The sequence below is a fragment of the Burkholderia anthina genome (assembly GCF_001547525.1).
Taxonomy (GTDB): domain Bacteria; phylum Pseudomonadota; class Gammaproteobacteria; order Burkholderiales; family Burkholderiaceae; genus Burkholderia; species Burkholderia semiarida.
Genome location: NZ_LNJP01000003.1, coordinates 2,075,947 through 2,095,578 on the forward strand (window position 1 = coordinate 2,075,947; position 19,632 = coordinate 2,095,578).

Annotated in this window: 16 protein-coding genes; 7 read left to right on the forward strand and 9 right to left on the reverse strand. The window is 68.0% G+C overall.

All coding sequences use genetic code 11. The annotated features are described in order from the left end of the window. Positions 1–44 precede the first annotated feature (44 nt). Complete coding sequence (locus tag WS64_RS29150; protein ID WP_059584529.1) at positions 45–965, reverse strand: LysR family transcriptional regulator; 921 nt, start codon at positions 963–965, stop codon at positions 45–47. A 177-nt stretch (positions 966–1,142) separates the two neighbouring features. Here WS64_RS29150 and WS64_RS29155 point away from each other — a divergent pair, with 177 nt between their 5' ends. Then, positions 1,143–2,681 (forward strand): MFS transporter, encoded by a 1,539-nt coding sequence (locus WS64_RS29155; protein ID WP_060968506.1) that lies wholly within the window; start codon positions 1,143–1,145, stop codon positions 2,679–2,681. Between the two features lie 37 nt (positions 2,682–2,718). On the opposite strand, the gene WS64_RS29160 is transcribed toward WS64_RS29155, so the two are convergent. From WS64_RS29160 to WS64_RS29185, 6 genes are all read right to left on the reverse strand, one after another. Then, a complete protein-coding gene (locus WS64_RS29160; protein ID WP_060968507.1) occupies positions 2,719–4,101 on the reverse strand; it encodes an efflux transporter outer membrane subunit in 1,383 nt (460 codons plus the stop codon). Positions 4,102–4,107: 6 nt separating this feature from the next. Beyond that, the gene (locus WS64_RS29165) at positions 4,108–6,186 is read right to left on the reverse strand and encodes a MacB family efflux pump subunit (RefSeq protein ID WP_208606875.1); all 2,079 of its coding nucleotides are present in this window, start codon (positions 6,184–6,186) and stop codon (positions 4,108–4,110) included. Beyond that, on the reverse strand, positions 6,183–7,379 hold the full coding sequence (locus WS64_RS29170; RefSeq protein ID WP_060968630.1) for an efflux RND transporter periplasmic adaptor subunit: 1,197 nt from the start codon (positions 7,377–7,379) through the stop codon (positions 6,183–6,185). The genes WS64_RS29165 and WS64_RS29170 overlap by 4 nt, the downstream gene beginning before the upstream one ends. Positions 7,380–7,657: 278 nt before the next feature. Then, positions 7,658–8,386, reverse strand: a complete 729-nt coding sequence (locus WS64_RS29175; RefSeq protein WP_060968508.1) for a class I SAM-dependent methyltransferase — start codon at positions 8,384–8,386, stop codon at positions 7,658–7,660. 51 nt (positions 8,387–8,437) lie between these two features. Further along, complete coding sequence (locus tag WS64_RS29180) at positions 8,438–9,019, reverse strand: HD domain-containing protein (protein ID WP_060968509.1); 582 nt, start codon at positions 9,017–9,019, stop codon at positions 8,438–8,440. A gap of 78 nt (positions 9,020–9,097) precedes the next feature. After that, positions 9,098–9,664 (reverse strand): helix-turn-helix domain-containing protein, encoded by a 567-nt coding sequence (locus WS64_RS29185; RefSeq protein WP_060968510.1) that lies wholly within the window; start codon positions 9,662–9,664, stop codon positions 9,098–9,100. 386 nt (positions 9,665–10,050) lie between these two features. On the opposite strand from WS64_RS29185, the gene WS64_RS29190 reads away from it, so the two are divergent. From WS64_RS29190 to WS64_RS29200, 3 genes are all read left to right on the forward strand, one after another. Next, positions 10,051–11,454, forward strand: coding sequence for an HdeD family acid-resistance protein (locus WS64_RS29190; RefSeq protein WP_060968511.1), 1,404 nt, complete (start codon positions 10,051–10,053; stop codon positions 11,452–11,454). 96 nt (positions 11,455–11,550) lie between these two features. Then, positions 11,551–12,123: a hypothetical protein gene (locus tag WS64_RS29195; protein WP_060968512.1), complete on the forward strand. Its 573-nt coding sequence runs from the start codon at positions 11,551–11,553 to the stop codon at positions 12,121–12,123. 126 nt (positions 12,124–12,249) lie between these two features. Then, the gene (locus tag WS64_RS29200; RefSeq protein ID WP_060968513.1) at positions 12,250–12,981 is read left to right on the forward strand and encodes a ribonuclease T2; all 732 of its coding nucleotides are present in this window, start codon (positions 12,250–12,252) and stop codon (positions 12,979–12,981) included. Between the two features lie 156 nt (positions 12,982–13,137). Here WS64_RS29200 and WS64_RS29205 read toward each other — a convergent pair whose 3' ends face one another. Then, positions 13,138–14,655 (reverse strand): FAD-dependent monooxygenase, encoded by a 1,518-nt coding sequence (locus WS64_RS29205; RefSeq protein WP_244166673.1) that lies wholly within the window; start codon positions 14,653–14,655, stop codon positions 13,138–13,140. Positions 14,656–14,669: 14 nt separating this feature from the next. Between WS64_RS29205 and WS64_RS29210 the strand changes: the two genes are divergently transcribed. Next, positions 14,670–15,491: a TetR/AcrR family transcriptional regulator gene (locus tag WS64_RS29210; RefSeq protein WP_244166674.1), complete on the forward strand. Its 822-nt coding sequence runs from the start codon at positions 14,670–14,672 to the stop codon at positions 15,489–15,491. A gap of 47 nt (positions 15,492–15,538) precedes the next feature. On the opposite strand, the gene WS64_RS29215 is transcribed toward WS64_RS29210, so the two are convergent. Then, positions 15,539–16,174 (reverse strand): cysteine hydrolase family protein, encoded by a 636-nt coding sequence (locus WS64_RS29215; protein WP_060968515.1) that lies wholly within the window; start codon positions 16,172–16,174, stop codon positions 15,539–15,541. Positions 16,175–16,886: 712 nt separating this feature from the next. Between WS64_RS29215 and WS64_RS29220 the strand changes: the two genes are divergently transcribed. Further along, positions 16,887–18,596, forward strand: a complete 1,710-nt coding sequence (locus WS64_RS29220; protein ID WP_060968516.1) for a ShlB/FhaC/HecB family hemolysin secretion/activation protein — start codon at positions 16,887–16,889, stop codon at positions 18,594–18,596. Between the two features lie 90 nt (positions 18,597–18,686). Beyond that, the gene (locus tag WS64_RS29225; RefSeq protein WP_060968517.1) at positions 18,687–19,589 is read left to right on the forward strand and encodes a hypothetical protein; all 903 of its coding nucleotides are present in this window, start codon (positions 18,687–18,689) and stop codon (positions 19,587–19,589) included. Positions 19,590–19,632 lie beyond the last annotated feature (43 nt).

Consider the following 19,632-nt stretch of genomic DNA (forward strand, 5'->3'; position numbering starts at 1 on the left):
TGATGGTCCGGCGCGCCCGTGCGGCGCGTCGGTTCCCTTTCATCTCATCGCGGTTCGTCCGCGCGCTCGATCATCGGCGGAATCGCCTGCGCGAGCGCGTCGATCACGCAGCGCGTCTTGCGCGGCAGGTAGCGCGTCTTCGGCCAGATCGCGTGAATGTCGCCTTCGCAGACGAAGCAGCGATCGAGCACGACCACCATCTCCCCGCGCTTCACGTATTGATCGAGCAGCCAGCTCGGCACCCACGCAATCCCGAACCCGGCCGCGCCGGCCGCGGCGATCGCCTGCACGTCGTCGAAACTGAGTTGATGCGGCATGTCGACCCGCACTGTCGAGCCGTCCGGCGCGCGCAAATCCCACGGCTGCACCACGCCCGAACGCGAATACGCGATCGTGCGGTGGTGCTTCAGATCGTCGAGCGTCTTCGGCACACCATGGCGCGCGAGATACGACGGCGCCGCGCCGAGGCTGCCGTACTGCGTGCCGAGCCGCCGTACCGCGAGGCTCGTGCTGTCCGCGAGCGTGCCGATCCGCACCGCGAGGTCGATCCCTTCCTCGACGAGATCGACGAAGCGGTCGGTGATCGACACGTCGATGCGCAGGTGCGGATAGCTGCGTGCGAGATCGAGCACGATCGGCGTCACGCAGTGGTGCCCGAATGCGAGCGGCACGCTCAGCCGCAGCTTGCCGCGCGCCTCGTGGCGGCCGCAGTCGAGATCGGCTTCCGCCGCTTCCAGTTCCGCGAGCGCGCGTACGCAGCGGTCGTAGTACGCCTGGCCGTCGTCGGTCAGGCTCTGGCTGCGCGTCGTGCGCTGCAGCAGCCGTGCGCCGAGCCGCTTCTCGAGCCGCGCGATCGCCTTGCCGACCGCCGAGCGCGTCATGTCGAGCCGCTCCGCGGCCAGCGCGAAGCTGCCTGATTCCACCACCTGGACGAAGGTCGTTACGCCGTCGAGTCTGTCGGTCATCGCGTTGCGTCGATTGGGTCCGTAAATTCCCCAGTGCGTGGAAATGCGTGCGTCAATGGGGAGGCGAATTCTCACTATAGTACCGATTCCCGCCCAGCGTGCGTCGCCGGCCGCGCGCGGCGGATCCTACTGACCTGGAGGCGCGCGGCCCGTTGCCGGGCCGCCGCGCAAATACGCATGACGCTATCCGACTCCCGCAGGAATGCGGTCGCGCTCGCGGCCGTCTGTCTCACGTCGCTGATGTTCGGCCTCGAGATCTCGAGCGTGCCGGTGATCCTGCCGACGCTCGAACACGTGCTGCATGGCGATTTCAACGGCATGCAGTGGATCATGAACGCGTACACGATCGCATGTACGACGGTGCTGATGGCGGCCGGCACGCTCGCGGACCGGTTCGGCCGCAAACGCGTGTACGTGATCGGCACCGTGCTGTTCGGCGCGACGTCGCTGCTGTGCGGGCTCGCGCCGAACGTGCCGGTCCTCGTCGCGGGCCGGCTGCTGCAGGGCGCGAGCGGCGGCGCGATGCTGATCTGCCAGATCGCCTTGCTGTCGCACCAGTTCCGCGAAGGGCGCGAGCGCGGCCGCGCATTCGGGATCTGGGGGATCGTGTTCGGCATCGGGCTCGGTTTCGGGCCGATCGTCGGCGGCGCGATCGTCGCGCTCGCGAGCTGGCCGTGGGTGTTTCTCGTTCATGCGCCGCTCGCGGCCGTCGCGCTCGTGCTGATCGGCGGCGCGGTGCGGGAATCGCGCGATCCGCATGCGGGCACGCTCGACGTCGCGGGCATCGTCACGCTGTCGCTCGCGGTGCTCGGCCTTGCCTTCTACATCACCCAGAGCGCCGAACTCGGGCTCGCGAGCGCGGCCGGCCTCGGCGTGCTCGGCGCGACCGTGCTCGCGCTGATCGGTTTCTTCATCGCGGAGCGCGCCAGCGCGCGGCCGATGTTCGACTTCTCGGTGTTCCGGATCCGCGCGTTCACCGGCGCGATCTTCGGCTCGATGGGGATGAATTTCAGCTTCTGGCCGTTCATGATCTACCTGCCGATCTGGTTCCAGGTCGCGCTCGGCTACGACAGCGTGACGGCCGGCCTCGCGTTGCTCGCGTACACGTTGCCGACGCTGATCGCGCCGCCGTTCGGCGAACGGCTTGCGCTGCGCTACGGGCCCGGCGTCGTGATTCCGGGCGGCCTGTTCACGATCGCGGCCGGTTTCGTGCTGATGCGGCTCGGCAGCGCGGCCGTTCACGCAAGCTGGCTGACGATGCTGCCGGGCTGCATGATCGCCGGCATCGGGCTCGGGCTGACCAACACGCCCGTCACCAACACGACGACGGGCGCGGTGCCGAGTGCGCGCGCCGGCATGGCGTCGGGCATCGACATGAGCGCGCGGATGATCTCGCTCGCGCTGAACATCGCGACGATGGGCTTCGTGCTGGTGGCGGGGATCGTCGCGAGCCTGCAGGGCGGGTCGGCCGGCGCGATCGGCGACGCGGCGCTGCGCCGGCTCGCGCAGGAGATCGCAGCGGGCCGCACCGACGGGCTGCAGGCGATCGCGCCGGCGCTCGCGCAGGCCGATCCGAGCGGCGCGGCGCTGCATGCGGCGCTCGTGCACGGCTTCGGCTGGGTGATGCTGTACGGCGCGGCGGGCGTGGCCGTGCTCGCGACCGCGAGCGCGGTGGCGTTCGCGCCGGTGCGGCGCGGGGCGGCCGTGTGCGAATGACGCGGGCGGCGCGCGGCGTATGACGCGTGAGGGCCGGTCAGGAGGTCCCGCCGCCGAGCGCGCGGTAGAGCTTCATCTGGTTGTTGAGCCGGTTCAGGCGCGTCAGTTCGTCGGCGCTCTGCGCGCTCCTCAGCACCTGCTGCTGGTCGAGCCACGGCTGCACGGCGGTCGCGCCGGCCGCGAAGCGCGCGGCGGCCAGCCGTTCGGCGCGCTGCGCCTGGGCCAGCGACAGCGCGCGCTGTTCGGCTTCGCGTTCGAGCTGCACGCGTGCCGACAGCGCGTTCTCGACTTCCGCGAGCGCCGTGTAGAGCCGCTGGCGGAACCCGACCACCGCTTCCTCGTACTGCGACTTCGACACCCGGATCTGCAACTGCATCGTGTTCCACTGGATGAACGGCAGCGCGAGGCCGAGCCCGAGCGTGCCGACCGGATTCGTCAGCACGCGCTCGAGGCTCGTGCTCGTCGTGCCGGCGCTGCCGGTCAGCGTGAAGGTCGGGTAGAAGCTCGTACGCGTCGCATCGACCTGCGCGAGCGACTCGCGCAGCCGGAATTCCGCCGCACGCAGGTCGGGGCGCCGGCCGAGCAGGCTCGCGGGCAGGCCGGCCGCGACCTCGGGCGGCGCCGCGTCGGGCAGCGCCGACGGTTCGGCCGCGCGCTGCTGCGGCGGCCGGTCGAACAGGATCGCGAGCGCGTGGCGGTTCTCGGTGCGCTGCTGGATCAGTTGCGTCTGCGCCGCGCGTTGCGCGGCGAGGCTTTGTTCGGCCTGCGCGAGATCGAGCCCCGACACGGCGCCGGCCGCGTGCCGCGACCGGACGAGCGCGAGCGTGCGTTGCGCATACGCGATGTTCGCGTCGCCGAGCGCGATCTGCCGGTTCAGATAGCCGATCTGCCAGTACAGCGCCGCGGTCGTGCCGATCAGCGACAGCCGCGCGGCTTCCAGATCGGCGGCCGTCGCGTCGGCTTCCCAGCGCGCGGCATCGCGCAGCGCGGCGAGCCGGCCCCACAGGTCGATTTCGTAGCTGAGCGAACCGTTGAGGCCGCTCGAGCGGCTCATCCGGTGCGTATCGAGCGTGCGCGACACGGCGCCGTTCGCGCCGAGCGTCACGCTGGGCGTCAGGTTCGTATCGACGAGCCCGGCCTGCAACTGCGCGCGATACACGCGGATCGCCGCGATCGCGAGGTCGTTGTTGGCGCGCAGCGCGTCGTCGATCAACGCGTCGAGTTGCGGATCGCCGAAGCTGCGCCACCAGTCGCGCGTGGCGGCCGGCGCGTCGGCCGCGACCGGCGCGGCCCAGTTCGCGGGCATCGCGACGGCCGGCGGCGGTGTGTGGCGCGCACCCGCGCAGCCGGCGAGCAGCGCGGCCGCGCACGCGAATGCGCCGAGACGGTGAAGCGGGGAGGCGTGCGTGATGATGGCCATGTTTCGTCAGTCGCGCGCGAGCGCATCGATCGGGTCGAGCCGCGACGCGTTGCGCGCGGGCATGAACCCGAAAATCACACCGGTGAGCGTCGAGCACACGAACGCGGTCACGATCGCGCCGGCCGAGAACACCATCTTCCACTGCGTGACGAACATCGAGAACAGCGCGCCGAGCCCGAACGACAGCGCGATGCCGATCGTGCCGCCGAGCAGGCACACGAGCACGGCCTCGACGAGGAACTGCTGCAGGATGTCCGACTGGCGCGCGCCGACCGCCATCCGGATGCCGATCTCGCGCGTGCGCTCGGTGACCGACACCAGCATGATGTTCATCACGCCGATCCCGCCGACGACGAGCGAGATCACCGCGATCAGCGACAGCAGCAGCGTCAGCGACTGGCCGGTCTTCTCGACGGTCTTGACCACGCTGTCCATGTTGTACGTGAAGAAGTCCTTGCGGCCGTGGCGCTGGATCATCAGCTTCTCGAGGCTTTTCTCGGCCGCGGCGCTCGGCTGCCCGTCGCGCACGCGCACGGTGATGCTGTCGAGATAGCGCTGGCCGAACAGGCGCCCGCTCGCGGTGGTGTACGGCACCCACACGTTCAGGCTCTTCACGCTGCCGAACGCGCTTTTCTTGTCGGCGGTCACGCCGATCACGACGCACGGCACGTTGTCGACCAGGATCACTTCGCCGACCGGATTGCGCGTCGCGCCGAACAGCTTGCGGCGCGTGTTCTGATCGATCACGGCCACCTGCGCCTGGCGGCGCACGGCATCGTCGTCGAACGCGACACCGAGCGCGAAGCGCATCCCGCGCGCCTGAAAATAGCGATCGCCGACGCCGCTCACGAGCGCGTTGACGTCGATGTTGCGGTAGCGCAGCAGCAGCGTGCGCGACGTTTCGGGCGTCGCGCTGTCGACGTACGGCTGCTCCGCGAGCGCGGCGACGTCGGCGGGCACGAGCGTCTGGATCGTGTCCGCGCGGCTGTCGCCCCAGTCGGTGCCCGGATAGACGTTGATCGTGTTGGTGCCGATGCTGCCGATCTCTTCGAGCATGTAGCGCTTCGCGCCTTCGCCGACCGCGACGATCGATACCACCGACGTGATGCCGATGATGATGCCGAGCATCGTCAGCAGCGTGCGCAGCCGATGCGACACGAGCGCGATCCACGCCATCCGGCACGCCTCGGCGAAGCGGCCGGTGCCTGCCGCGAAGCGGCGGGCGGGTGGCGCGGGATCGGCATTGGCGACGGGATCGGCGCCGACGGGCGGCCGTGCATCGTCAGCGGCGGGCGCGGACGGCGTACTCGCGGCCGCGTCGGCGCCCACTTCCGCGAGCGCTTCGGCAGGCGCTTCCGCGAGCGCTTCGGCAAACGCCTCCGCGTAGTGGCGGTTCGGCCGGTCGGCGATGATCTCGCCGTCACTGATCTCGATGATGCGCCGCGCATGGCGCGCCACGGCCTTGTCGTGCGTGACGATCACGATCGTATGGCCGAGCGCGTTCAGTTCGTGCAGGATCCGGATCACGTCCTGGCCGCTTTTCGTGTCGAGCGCGCCGGTCGGTTCGTCCGCGAGGATCACTTGGCCGCCGTTCATCAGCGCGCGCGCGATGCTCACGCGCTGCTGCTGGCCGCCGGACAGTTGCCCGGGCCGGTGATGCGCGCGATCCGCGAGGCCGAGGCGCGCGAGCAACGCGCGGGCGCGGGCGTGCCGCTCGGCGCGCGGCGTACCCGCGTAGATCGCCGGCATTTCGAGGTTCGCCACCGCGTCGACGTGCGGCAGCAGGTGATAGCGCTGGAACACGAAGCCGAAGTGCTCGCGGCGCAGTTGCGCGAGCTCGTCGCTGTCGAGCATGTGCGTGTCGCGCCCGCCGACCGTGTACGTGCCTTCGCTCGGATGATCGAGGCAGCCGAGGATGTTCATCAGCGTCGACTTGCCGGAGCCCGACGCGCCGACGATCGCGACGATCTCGCCCGCGTCGATCGACAGGTTCACGTTGTTCAGGACGACGACGTCCTTGTCGCCGGCCGGAAAGCGTCGCGTGACGGCGGCGAGTTTGAGCAGGGGCTGGCTTCTCATCGTCATACCGCGTCCGCCAGCGGCGCGCGCTCGTCCGGCGACGCCTCGCCGATCACGACGCGTTCGCCGTCCTTCAGGCCGGCCAGCACTTCGACGCGCACGTTGTTGTTGATGCCGATGCGCACGTGGCGCGTTTCCGTGCCGCCGTCGGCGCGCAGCACGCGCACCGCGTAGGTGCCGTCCTTGCGTTTGTCGCCGAGCGCGGCGGCCGGAATGCTGAGCGCGTTGCGCGCGTTGCCGAGCACGATGTTGACCTGCGCGGTCATCGCGATGCGCAGCCGATGACCGGGATTCGGCACGTCGAACAGCGCGTTGTAGAACACCGCGCCGTTCGGCTTCGTGCTGCCGCCGCTACCCCCGCCGCCGAGCGCGCTCTGCACCTCCGCGTAGTTCTGCGGCGCCGGTTCGATCGCGCGCAGCTTGCCGTAGTGGCGCTTGTCCGGTTCGCCGAGGATCGTGAAATACGCGGTCTGGCCGGCGCTCACGCGGATCACGTCGGCTTCCGACACCTGCGCCTTCACCGTCATCGTGTCGAGATTCGCGAGCTTCAGGATCACCGGCGCCTGCTGCTGGGCGATCACGGTCTGGCCTTCCTGCGTGACGATCGCGACGACTTCCCCGTCGATCGGCGCGACGATGCGCGTGTAGCCGAGGTTGGCCTGCGCGGTCTCGATCTGGATGCGGGCCGACCGGATCTGCGCGGCGAGCGACGCGAGCGTCGCGCGCTGCACGTCGAGCGTCGCCTTCGCGGCCTCGAACGATTCGCGCGACGTCGCGTCGTCGGGCAGCATCGCCTGCTGGCGGCGAAACGCGAGTTCGGCCTGCGTGAGCTGCGCGGCGGTCGACTGCTGCTGCGCGCGCAGGCTTTCCTCGCTGGCGCGCGCCTGGCGCAGCGCATTTTCCGAAATCACCGGGTCGATCTCGGCGAGCCACTGGCCCTTCGTGACCTTGTCGCCGAGCTTGACCTTCAGCGTCTTCAACTGCCCCGACACCTGCGCGCCGACGTCGACCTGCCTGAACGCCTGCAGCGCGCCGGTCGCGAGCACCGCGTTCTCGAGGTTGCCGCGCGTGACCGGCGCGGACAGGTACTGCGGATGCTTGTCGGGCGCGCAGGCCTTCAGCGTGACGCCGGCGGCGATCGCGACGACGGCGAGGGTGGCCAGCACGATGCGCCGGCGGCGATGGGTCTTCTGGGTCATGAGCATGCAGCGAGGATGAAGCGGGCGCCGGCGATGCGCGCGGCCGGGCGGAACGATCCGGTAGGCGTCGCGTGCCGGGCGTGTTGTCCGCGACGGGTTCCGCGCACGCATCGCGCGGGCGTGCCGAATCGAATCAGGCGCTCATGGTAAGCGAGGAATTCGCGCCAAATCGTGTGGAAATTGTGCTGAATTGTGTGGACGCCGCACCATCGGGCGGGCGAAACGGCGAGTTTGTCGCGATTCGTGGAACGGGCCCGCCGCGCGTGCGGCGCCCGGTGCTAGCGCTGCGCGGCGACGATCGCCATCATCGGCCGGTCGCGTTCCTCGTCGAGCGCGGGCTGTGCGACGACCTGTTCGGGCGTCGGCCCCCATTCGTCCAGATGCGTGAGCGCGAAGCCGCTGCCGATCAGCAGGTTCACGAGCGTGCCGAGCGTGCGATGCTGCTTGACGACGCCCGGCGCGAGCCAGTCGGTCACGCGCTCGCCTTCGCGCTGATAGCCGTCGAGCGGCCACGAGCGGCGGCCCTGCGCATCGACGACGAAACCGGGCCGGCGCGGCGCCGTATAGATCGGATGCTCGATCGAGAACACGAGCCGGCCGCCCGGCACGAGCGCGCGATGGATCGTACGCAGCAGCGTGTCGAGGTGAACGATGTAGTGGAACGCGAGCGAACTGTACGCGAGATCGAACGCCGCATCGGGCAGCGCGAGTGTTTCGAGGTCGGCGCGACGGTACGCGATCGCCGGATGCGCGGCGCTCGATGCCGCGCGTTCGAGCATCCGCTCGGACACGTCGATGCCGAGCACGCTCGCCGCGCCCTGGTCGGCGGCCCAGCGGCTGAACCAGCCGTAGCCGCAGCCGAGATCGAGCACGCGGCTGCCGCACAGGTCCGGCAGCAGCGCGCGCAGCGCCGGCCATTCGGGGGCGCCGTCGAGCCCGTGAATCGAGCGGTTCAGGCGGCTGTAGCCTTCGAAGAAGGCGGGGTCGTCGTAGATGTTCTGAGTCATGCGGCGGCTTTCGTGCGGGGGCGGGCCGGCCGGCTGCCCGATCCCGCCAGCTTACGCGCGCTGGCCGCTCGCGTCGATCCGGCGTTGCGTATCGGCGTCGACGATCGCGCGGATCGCGCTGAACAGCGGTTGCGCGTCGGTGTAGCGTCGCCCGTAGCGGAGGTTGAACGCGTAGTCGAAATCGGGCGGATTGCGGCCCTGGTTGTGTTGCAGGATCGTTTCGAGCTTGTCGAGTGCCTTCGCCGCGCGGGCTTCCGGCGACGCGGCTGCCTCGTATTCGTCCCACAGTGCGACGATTTCGTCGCGCATCGTGCGGTCGAGCGACGCGGTCAGCGTCAGCAGGTCGTCGCGTTCGTGCGTGCTCTTGTCGGGGTGCGCGGCCTGCTCGATCGCCGGGATGTCGCCATGCAGCGCCTCGCCGAGGTCGTGGACGACGCACAGTTTCAGCAGCTTCAGCGCGTCGACGCCGGGCAGCGCGTCGGCGAACACGAGCGCCATCAGGCACAGCCGCCAGCTGTGCTCCGCCGTGCTTTCCGCACGGCCGGCCGACGTATGGCCGCTGCGCAGCACGTCCTTCAGGCGCTCGGCTTCGCGCAGGAAAGCGAGCCGCGCGTGGATCGTATCGGGATTCATGATCGGCGTCCTTGCGATGAACCGCCAAGCGTACGCCGGCCGGACGCGCGTCGTCCACGCATGAAATATGCGCGTGCGTCAGCGCGCGCCGAGCGTTTCCACGAGCCGCACGGCCGAGCCGTCCGACAGCGTCATCCGCGTCCACCGGCACCGGCTGCCGCGAATCGGCACGACGCGCGACGCATTCGCGCCGGTGTCGAACTCGACGCTCGGCGGCCCCGCGCGGTCGTGCCAGCCGAGCGGATCGAGCGCGGCTTCCATGCGGACGATTTCCGGCGTCGCGTAGCGCCACAGCGACGTGCCGAGCAGTGCCGAAAGCGGCTGCGAGAATTCGGCCGCGCGCGCCGGCGAGCTGGCCAGCAGACGGTGCGTGAGGTCGCACACGAGATGCATGCGGCCCGCGCTGCCGGCGATCAGCCGCGCGAGCGCGTGGTCGCCCGCGGAGTCGAGGCGCGCGGCGAGCAGCCGTTCGGCCGTTGCGCGCTCGTCGGGCGACATCTGCTGAAGGCCGGCCTCCCAGCGCGAGATCGTCGATTGCGCGACGCCGAACAGTTCGGCTGCGTGGCTTTGCTTCACGCGGTGCAGCGCGCGCCAGCGCCTGAGTTGCGGGCCGAGCGGTGGGGGATGAAGCGGGGAGGCGGGCATGGTGGTGCTCCGGTCGATGCTGCCGTCGCGCGGCGCACGCGTCGCGACGGCTACGCCGTCCGTGCGGTTCGCTTCAGTTCAGTGGCTTTCGCCCTCGGAAGCCGGATTCTCGCGTATCCGCCGCACGTTGTCGAACCGGAAGTCTGCCGCGGCAGCGGGCGCCCGCGTGCGTTCGCGCCCGTCGAAAACGTTTTCGCGGCGCTTTCACCCGGCTCCGTCATATCTTATTATTCGGCCAGAGCGGCGCGTGCCGGCCGCCATCGGTCATGTCGACGGCATGACGCGCCGGCAACGATGACCGCCATCCGGCAGGCGCGTCGCACCATGCGCGGCCGAAACGACAGGGAACGCGAGGCCGCGCGTATCCCGAAAAAAACGAGGGCGCAATGGTACGACTGGTGTTGCTGCTGCTGGGCATCGAATATCTGCGAACCCGCTGGCGCGGGCTGACCGTGCTCGGCTGGCTGTGGGTGGCCGCGGGCGTCGGCATTTTCATCGACGCGCTCGACGGCGCGCTGCATTTCCCGATCGAGCTGTTCGCGTGGCTGTTCCTGATCGAAGGGCTCGCGACGCTTGCGGTGGCCGGCAGCGGGGTCGGCGGGCAGCGCATCCTGCGCTACGTGAAGGGCGTCGCGGTCGTGGTGGCCGCGGGGCTCGTGTTCGCCGGCCATCATCACGGCCACTTCCTGCTGTCGATGATCTTCGGCACGCTGTTTCTTGTCGACGGGCTGCTGCAGTGCACGTCCGCGTGGATGGTGCGCTATCGCCGCTGGCACGTCGCGTTCGCGTGGGGCGTCGTCGAGATCCTGCTGGCGATCTTCTTCTTCCAGCCGTACCCGACGCACTACGCGGGCACCGTGCCGTACTGCCTCGGCCTGCTGCTGATGTTCGGCGGAATGCAGATGCTGAGCCTCGCCGCACGCGTGCGCCGGCTGACGCGCAACCCGGCGTTCGCGACGTCGCCCGCGCCGGCGCTCGCGCCGGATCTCGACGATGCGCAGGGCCTGCCGCAGTTCGCGCAATCTGAATGGGACGGCCCGCCGGCCGACGGCGAGCGGGCGCTCACCGTGCACGTATGGACGCCGACCGGCACGTCGAAGGCCGAAGCGCAGCGCTATCCGGTAATCGACCGCTACATCGCGGCGGTGGACGTCAACGGCGTGATCTCGACCGGCCATGCGGCGCTGGAATCGCCGGAGGGCATCTACATCAGCCTGTATCCGGGCGTCGAAATCGATCGTTCTCCGGACGAATTCACGCGCATCCTGCGTGCGACGCGCGAGAACGACGTGCCCGGCCTGTTCCAGCCCGACTATGCGACCGAGTCGAAAGCGTGGTGCCCGTCGACCGTGCGCGTGCGCATCCGCAACTACGATCCGGCCAAGCTCGACGCGTTCTGGTCGTCGTACCGGCAGAACACGACGTACAACCTCACGCACCGCAACTGCTCGAGTACCGTGTCGAATGCGCTCGAGGCCGCGCTCGACGGGGCGGTGTGGCGGCTGAAGGGCGAGCGGGCCGGTTGGGGCGCGTTCGTGCGGCTGCTGCTCACGCCCGAGCTGTGGGTGGCCGCGCAGATCCGCAAGCGCGCGGTGACGATGGCGTGGACGCCCGGCCTCACGCTCGACTATGCACGCGCGCTCAGCATGCTCGCCGATCCGCGCCCGTTCGCATGGTGGAAGGTCGCGCGCTCGGCGGTGAGCGCGATCATGGCGTCGCGCCGCGCGTGGCGCGAGCAGGACAGCGCGGCGTTGTCGCCTGGCGGATCGGAGGCGGCGTCGATGAAGTGAAACGCGTGGCGCCGGCCGCGGGCCCGGCATCACAAGGGGCGCTTGCGCACGGCCCGGCGAGATTGTCCGCCATCAGCACCCACGGATGACACAACCATGAACGAGACGAGGGCGTTCCGCATCCTGATTCCGACCGCGCTGGCGCTGGCGAGCGCGGGCCTCGCGCAGGCGGACACGGACGAAGTGCTGCGCATGAGCGACGACGTGTACCGGACGTCGGTGTCGTTCTGCTCGAACGTCGCGGCCGCCGAGAAGATCGCATGCCAGGGCGACATGATCGCCGCGGGCAGCCGGATCGTCGCGGCGATGGGCGGCCTGCCGCCGGCTTCCGCCGCGGCGATCGACGAAGGCGCGCGCAACAGGCTGCCGCTGGAAGAGCGCAACGGGCTCGCGCCCGTCGAGCCGGGTGCGATCGACAAGGACGACGATCTGGCCGGCCTCGCCGGCATGGTGCGCCTGTGCGACGTGTACGAGCCCGAACCGGCGTCGCGCGCGCGGCACCATGCGGCGCTGAAGCAGAAGGCGCCCGATGCCGCGCCGCGCGTCGAGGCGTTGCTGGCCGACGCGTCGACGGCGGCGCGCCAGCGCGTCAGCATCGGCGTGTGGCAGATTCTCGCGCTCGAAGGCCCGCAAGCATCGGCGCGGGCGTGCACGCAGCTCGGCGCCTGAGCGATCCCGCATTCTTTCGTGCACCTTCACATTCGTGCCACGTTGCGGCAGCAACAATCGCGAGCAGACATTCGACAACCTTGCGGCGCATCCCGCGCCCGCAAGCCTTTTCCGAGGAAACACGCCATGCTGAAGACGCTCGCCCGCGCCGCTGCCGCACTCGCCGTCGCTTCCGTTTCACTGCACGCCGCCGCGCAGACCAGCTACGACTACCTGTTGCTCGCCGCATCGTGGGAGCCGGGCTTCTGCGCGTCGCACGACACGCCGGAATGCACGAGCCTCGCCGGCTCGTATGCGGCGACGAGCCTGTCGCTGCACGGGCTGTGGCCGAACCGCTACGACGGCAACCAGCCGTTCTACTGCGGCGTGCCGCAGAACGACGTCGATCTCGACAACGCGCACCAGTGGTGCAGCATGGACGCGTACCCGATCAGCAGCGCGACCCGCAACACGCTGTCGACGTACATGCCGGGCGTTGCGTCGTGTCTCGACAAGCACGAATGGTTCAAGCACGGCACCTGTTCGAATTCGGCGACGCCCGATACTTACTGGAACCAGGCGTCGGGCATGATCAGCCGGTTGGGCAACACGTCGTTCAACGCGTTCCTGCAGGCGAACGCGGGCAAGACGGTCACGCGTAACCAGCTGCTGTCGGCCTTCGAAGGCGCGTTCGGCAGCAACACGCGCAGCGCGGTGTCGCTGAAGTGCACGAAGACGAACGGCGTGAGCTATTTCACCGAAGCGTGGATCGCCGTGAAGACGAATGCGACCGCGCAGTTTCCGAGTGCGGCGTCGCTCGTGACGGATGGCAATACGCAGGGCACGTGCCCGACGTCGGGGGTGTTTATCGCGAAGTGAGGCGGCCGCGGCCGACGTGCGCGATGTCGCGCACGTCGCGGGCGGTCCGGGCTGCGGCAGGGTGGATCGCGTGGGCGTTCGAGAATGTCGGGCGTGCCGTCGATGGCGCGCATGGAGATTTGTCGGTCGGCAGCTTCCTGCGTCGGGCGGCGGCGCTCAATGTGCCGCGCGCGGCGTGCCGAACCATCGTGTGAGCGCATGCGTGGCGGCGTCGATGTCCGCGTCCACGTCGTCATCGCAGGCCCAGGCGACGAAACCGTCGGGGCGCACGAGCACCGCGCGCAATCCGAGCCGGTCTTTCGCGTCGCTCGCGATATAGGCGATGCGGTCGCGCCAGCGGTTTGCCGTCGCGTGAAGTGGCCGGCCGACATCGAAGTCCAGCAGCACACCCTTGCCATGCCTCGCGCGTTCGCCGAGCCGCGTGCCATCAGTCAGTTCGAAGTCCGGAACGCTGCGGCCCACGAGCGGATGGCCGCCGCCGAGATCGTACGCGAGCGACACGCCCCACAGGCGTTCGGCGAAGTACGTCGCGCCGTCGCGCGTATCGACGAGATCGCGCATGATCGCCGCGAGCGCGCGCGAACCCGAGGACGGCCGCATCAGCGCGACCTGCGCACGCGACCAGTCGAGCACGCGCGCGCCCACCGGATGCCGTTCGTCCGTGTAGCTGTCGAGCAGGCCCGCCGGCGCGTCGCCGCGGATCGTCGCGGCGAGTTTCCAGCCGAGATTCATCGCATCGCCGAGCCCGAGATTGAGCCCCTGGCCGCCGAGCGGCGAGTGGATGTGCGCGGCATCGCCCGCGAGCAGCACGCGTCCGTTGCGGTACGTCGACGCCTGGTACGCGCGATCGGTCCACGTGGCGGCGAGCCGAAGCGTGGTCAACGTGACGCTGGCGCCGGACACGCGACGCAGCACGGCCTGCGCATGCTCGAGCGTCACCGGCGCGCTGCGATGGAACGCACCGCCGTCGAACTCCACCAGCGCGACGGTACCGGGCGGCGTGTACGTGTACATGCCCGCTGGCGTGTAGTGACGGCCCGGCGGCAGCGCGCGCGGATCGGCGAACCCGGCTTCGATCGAATAGCCGGTGAATTCGGCGTCGGTGCCGGTGAACGCGAAGCCGCCGGCTTTGCGGACCGCGCTGCGGCCGCCGTCGCAGCCGACGAGCCAGCGTGCGCGGAAAGTCTCGCCGCCTGCGTACAGCGTGACGCCATCGTCCGACTGATCGAAGCGCTCGACGGCAAGACCGCGCCGAATCTGGACGCCCGTTGCGCCCGCACGGGCGGTCAGCACGGATTCGACGCGCGCCATGTCGGTCGCCATGTGCATGCCGGCCGGGCCGGGCAGGTGGTACGGCCACCGCGACGCATCGATGTCGTCGTGGAAGAACTGGATGCCGGCGAAATGGCCGGCCGGACGACGTGCTTGCTGCATCCAGTGCGCGGTGTCCTTTGCGTGGGCCGGCAGTGCGATGCCGTCGAGCAGGCCGCGACGGTAGAGCGCGTCGATGGTCGGCGCGGACAGGCCGCGCATGCCGAACGGCAGACGCTTCAGCGGAGATTCGGAATCGTCCGTCTGCTCGACCACCAGCACGGATACACCGGCGAGGCGCAGCTCGCATGCGAGAAACAGGCCGACAGGGCCGGCTCCGGCAATCACGACATCATGGGTCATGGGCGGATTCATCGGTGGCTCGGTTTCAGGCCAGGGCGGCCCGGTGTGATCGAGAAGGCGGTACCCCCCGGCTTCGCGCCCGCTTCGGAAAAGTAATGGAACGATGTTCCATCGGCGCGATATTGGAACGATGTTCCAGATGTGTCAAGCTGACGCGCATGAAAACCAGCAACCGGACCGAGCGGCGCGCGGATGCGTTGTCGAAAGAGCGGATCGTCGAGGCCGCGATCGGGATACTCGACCATGCAGGCGAGGGCGCGCTGACGTTTCGCTCGCTCGCGGCACACCTGGCGACCGGAAGCGGCGCGATCTACTGGCACGTCGCCGACAAGGACGACCTGCTCGCGGCGGCCGCGGATCAAGTGATCGCGGCTGCGCTGACGGACGTGCCGACGGAGCATGACGGCGATGCGGCGCACGCGCTCCGGCGCATCGCGCTGCGTCTGTTCGACGCGTTCAGCGCGCATCCGTGGGTGGGGGCGCAGTTGTTCCGCGAACCGTGGCAGCACGCGGTGCTGCGGATCCTGGAGCGCGTTGGCGGGCAGCTTCAGGCGCTGGGCGTGCCGGAATCCGCGCAATTCGACGCCGCGTCCGCGCTGATGCACTACATCTTCGGGCTGGCCGGCCAGTACGCGGCCGGCGCGCGGCTGCATCCGCGCGAAACGGGGCAGCCGGAGATCGTCGCGGCCGTTGCCCGGCGGTGGGGGCAGCTCGATCCGGCGCAGTACCCGTTCGTGCACAAGGTGGCGGCGCAATTGGCCGCGCACGACGAGTGCGCGCAGTTCCTGGCTGGCATCGATCTCATTCTGGCGGGAATCGGGGCGGCGGCTCGGTAAGCGGCGTCCGGCGGACGGTTCCGAACGGCGGTGCCACGAGTCCGTCGTTACGCCAGCAGCCGCAGCGCATCCGCGAGCGACAGCACCGTCGTGCGCGATTCGAACGCGGTGGCGAACAGATGCTCGTGGACCACCGGGTCCGGGTCGTAGCAGCAATCCTTGACCGTGTAGAGGCGGAAATCGGCGTCGCTCGCGTGAGCGATCGACGACAGCATCACGCCGGTCGACGCGATGCCGACCATGATCAGCGTATCGATGCCTCGTGCGATCAGCCGCGCTTGCAGATCGGTGCCGAAGAAGACGCTCGCGCGGTGGGCGATGATCAGCGGTTCGTCGGGTTGCCGGGCCAGTTCGGGACACGGGCCGTCGTCGATGAACAGGCCGAGTTGCTTGATGCCCTGGCCGTTCTTGTTCAGCGGGCTGACTTCCGGATAGCCGGGGCTGAAGCGGAGGTTTGCGAACCAGACGCCGACGCCGGCCGCTCGTGCGGCGTCGCATAGCTTGCGCGTATTGGAGAGCAACTCGGGCGCGACCGACGGGAAGAGGCCGAGGATGTCGGTCTGGTAATGCATGACGAGCAGCGCGGTTCTGGATGGCGCGACGGCCGGGATCGACGCGGATGCGCCGCTGCCGGCGTGTACGGGGGAAGAAGCGACGAGTTCCGATGCGTTGTCTTGATCCATGCGTGGCGTTCTCCGGTAATCGCTGCGGAAGGTCGGACACCCAAAACCGATTCGGCCCGCTCGGCCTTGAACAGTACATCGGCGGAGCGGCCGCAGCTGGCCGTGTTCGGGAAAGTGATATGTGTCTCAAAAATTCTACATTCCGGAGCCAAACAGGGCGTGTGGCGAAAATCGTGTTGCAAATTGGAGACGTTTAGTATCGCACGGACGTCTACTGTCACTTGTCGATGATCCGTGGATTAACGGCGGTGAGGAATGTCAATCGTCCAGATTTTGATATTTCCTATCTCAGTATTAAGGGTGGTTTTTGGGATCTTCGTGAGAACGATGAAGTCTCGCAGGGCGATTCCACGGAGATGTGCTCGGTACTCCTTGTTGATTTGCGAGTGGTCTAAATAAATCAATGATTTATTGAGTTGATGTGGGGGCGATGGCGCCTCTTTTGCCTGACGGTCTCCCTAGGGGAACTGCTCTGTTTTTGATGCGTGATTTTTTATTGGATAACCTTTTCGAAGTGTCAATTTTTTTACTTTTTAGAGGGATGGACCTGTGCATATCTGATTGGAGTACGCCGCGATCGCCGATCATGCAGCCACGGCGGGTGAACATTCACGGCTGAGGATATTGGTACGGCATTGCAATTTCTGACACTGTGCTTTCGAGTGTTTTGATAAATTGCGGCGCGAGAGACCAATCATTACGCGGCTAACAAGTGAAGAAACGAGAAACTTCGGCAGCGTTGATTTCGGCGTTGGCGAGCGTTTCTACATTCGCGCAAGGCGTTCCGCCGTCCGAGATCACGTCTGGCCCGCAAATCCAGCGTTTGCAACAACAGCAACTGGACGCGACGAAGGAATTGAATCCTCGTCCGACCGTCCTGACGCCGACGGAAGGCGAGAAGGCATCGACAACCGGCGTCGACAACTTGCCGCTCGATAATCCGTGCTTTCCGATCAAGGCAATCGCACTGGAAGACAATGCGTTCGCATGGCTTGCGCGTTTTCTGCAACCGGTCGTCGGCCAGTGCGTCGGCAAGGCCGCGCTCAAGCAGATTCAGGACGCGGCCAATAACGCACTGATCGACCGTGGCTACGTGACGTCGCGCGTGCTCGTGCCAGGGCAATCGCTGCAATCCGGAACGCTGACGCTTCGTGTGGTTCCGGGGCGGATCAGCGACATCCGCGCCGGCAAACCGACGATCGGCTGGACGCGCGCGGCATTGCCGGCATCGGCCGGTGCGTTGCTGAATCAGCGCGACATCGATCAGGGGCTCGAGAACGTGCGTCGTCTCCAGTCACAGTCCGATGCGACGTTCGACATCGCACCCGGCATGAATCCGGGCGACTCGGAGCTGGTGTTCCATCCGGGCACCGGCAAGCGCTGGCATGCCGTCATCGGCGCGGACAACGCAGGTCTCGATTCGACCGGCAAGTACGAGCTGTCGGGCTCGTTCACCTTCGATTCCCCGTTTCACTTGTACGATCAACTGCAGATCGCAGGCACGACGAACGCAAACATTGGCGCATCCGGGAAGGGGAATCAGTCCGTCTCCGCGAACTACAGCGTGCCGATCGGTTACGCGATGCTGACGCTGAACGCGAGCCGCTCGCGGTACAAGCAGACGGTCGCGGGTTTTGACGAGCCGATCGAATACAGCGGTGTTCAGTCTCAACTCCAGGCCGGGTTGTCCGGCGTGATCTATCGGAACGCGCACGCGCGCACCGAAATTCACGGCAACCTGTTCCACAAGATCAGCCGCAACGCGATCGACGGTGTCGACATTCCGGTGCAGCATCGCGACATCATCGGTTACGAACTGGGTATCGCGCATCGCCAGTACATCGGCAATGTCGTGCTCGACGGCTCATTCGCGTGGCGCGCATCGTTGCCGGGCCTCTCCAGCCATTCGGGCACGGTGGTCGGCACTCCCGACTTCGACGGCAAGACGCAGGTCGAACTGGCAAGCCTCGGCGCTCAAGTTCCTTTCAGGATCGGCAGTCAGGCGTTCTCGTACCAGTTCGGCTGGAACATGCAGAACGCACGTACGCCGCTGACCCCTTCCGACTATTTCACGATCGGCACGCGTTACGCGGTGCGCGGCTTCGATCAGCAACTGACGCTCGCCGCCGAGAGCGGCTGGGTGGTTTCCAACGAACTCGACTGGTACGTGCCGACGCCTGTCGGTACGCAGGCACTCTATGCCGGCATCGATGCCGGGCGCGTGCGGGGACCGGCCGCGCAATACCTGCTCGGCGAAACGCTGGTCGGCGCCGTCGTCGGCATGCGCGGCAATCTCGCACCGAAGAACGTGCTCGGCGCCGCGCTGAACTACGACGTATCGCTCGGCTTCCCGTTGTCGAAGCCGGAAGGATTCAAGACGGGGTCGCCGACGTTGCTGTTCCAGGTCAGCACGTTGTTCTAAGCGTAGCGGGGCGGGCCGAGCGGGGTGTCGATCTCGACTCGGTGTCCTGTTGATCGTCAATCAGATCGTCAATCAGAAGAAGGAGTAACCATGCAGCACCGGTACGAGAAGCATCGGCTTTTGCAAGCCGCGACGGCAACGTTTGCGGTGGTGGCGGCGCTTGGCCTGAGCGCATGTGGCGGCGGTGACGACGGGGGTGGCGGTGGCAGCGCGGTATCGAGTGGCGCGTCGTCGAACGGAGCGCCGTCGGGTAGTGCGTCGTCTTCGACGGGGATTCGCGTGGAAGGGCAATCCCAATCGATCTCGAGCCAGGTTTCGACGGTCCGCATTCTGATGCCGCCCGCATCGTGGAACGGTGGACAGATGCCGAACGGGAATTACACGCTCAGAGCCCTGTCCCAGCCGACCGCGTCGCTCAAGGAGCAGGCGCCAGGCGCCTATGTCGCGATTCCCTACGACTCGTCGGGCACGATCAAGACCCTGACCAAAGGCACCGTGACGGATCTCGCCGGCAATGGGGACATCGCCATCGGCCGCTGGGCGGACGGCGCCGATTCGGCGGGCGCGACGTACAACGCCAATCAGGGGCAAGTATGGGCAATCGGTGTGCCGGTTGCGATCGATACGACGTCGCCCGTGCAAATGCAATGCTCGCTGGCCTTCGCAACGCGTCCGACGTCGACGGACGGCAATACGGCGCCGGGTTCGCTGAATGGCGCCACGGCGACGCTGACGAGCGGTACCGACACCTTTGGTCATCCGGCCATCAACTACACGCTGAATCTGCAGTACTCGATCGGCAGCGACCAGAACCAGTCGTTCGTTGGAACCTCCGCGATTGGTCTGGCGGAGCTCAGCTCGAAAACCAGATCGGCGCTGATGAGCACGGTCATGGGCACGGACGCGAAGCAGCCGTATCTGGTGGTGTCGTACGGCATCCCGGCCGCGACGACGGGCAATATCAACGGTCTGGCGGCACTGAGCTGCAAGTAACGTGAGTAGCGGCCGGTCATTCTCGCGATGCGTGGACGGCCGG

Bases quoted from the DNA above. Each gene is read 5' to 3' on its own strand.
- WS64_RS29170 (WP_060968630.1), bottom strand. From the start codon at position 7,379: ATGACCCAGAAGACCCATCGCCGCCGGCGCATCGTGCTGGCCACCCTC.
- WS64_RS29175 (WP_060968508.1), bottom strand. From the start codon at position 8,386: ATGACTCAGAACATCTACGACGACCCCGCCTTCTTCGAAGGCTACAGC.
- WS64_RS29190 (WP_060968511.1), top strand. From the start codon at position 10,051: ATGGTACGACTGGTGTTGCTGCTGCTGGGCATCGAATATCTGCGAACC.
- WS64_RS29225 (WP_060968517.1), top strand. From the start codon at position 18,687: ATGCAGCACCGGTACGAGAAGCATCGGCTTTTGCAAGCCGCGACGGCA.
- WS64_RS29185 (WP_060968510.1), bottom strand. From the start codon at position 9,664: ATGCCCGCCTCCCCGCTTCATCCCCCACCGCTCGGCCCGCAACTCAGG.
- WS64_RS29180 (WP_060968509.1), bottom strand. From the start codon at position 9,019: ATGAATCCCGATACGATCCACGCGCGGCTCGCTTTCCTGCGCGAAGCC.
- WS64_RS29205 (WP_244166673.1), bottom strand. From the start codon at position 14,655: ATGACCCATGATGTCGTGATTGCCGGAGCCGGCCCTGTCGGCCTGTTT.
- WS64_RS29155 (WP_060968506.1), top strand. From the start codon at position 1,143: ATGACGCTATCCGACTCCCGCAGGAATGCGGTCGCGCTCGCGGCCGTC.
- WS64_RS29215 (WP_060968515.1), bottom strand. From the start codon at position 16,174: ATGGATCAAGACAACGCATCGGAACTCGTCGCTTCTTCCCCCGTACAC.
- WS64_RS29150 (WP_059584529.1), bottom strand. From the start codon at position 965: ATGACCGACAGACTCGACGGCGTAACGACCTTCGTCCAGGTGGTGGAA.
- WS64_RS29200 (WP_060968513.1), top strand. From the start codon at position 12,250: ATGCTGAAGACGCTCGCCCGCGCCGCTGCCGCACTCGCCGTCGCTTCC.
- WS64_RS29195 (WP_060968512.1), top strand. From the start codon at position 11,551: ATGAACGAGACGAGGGCGTTCCGCATCCTGATTCCGACCGCGCTGGCG.
- WS64_RS29160 (WP_060968507.1), bottom strand. From the start codon at position 4,101: ATGGCCATCATCACGCACGCCTCCCCGCTTCACCGTCTCGGCGCATTC.
- WS64_RS29165 (WP_208606875.1), bottom strand. From the start codon at position 6,186: ATGACGATGAGAAGCCAGCCCCTGCTCAAACTCGCCGCCGTCACGCGA.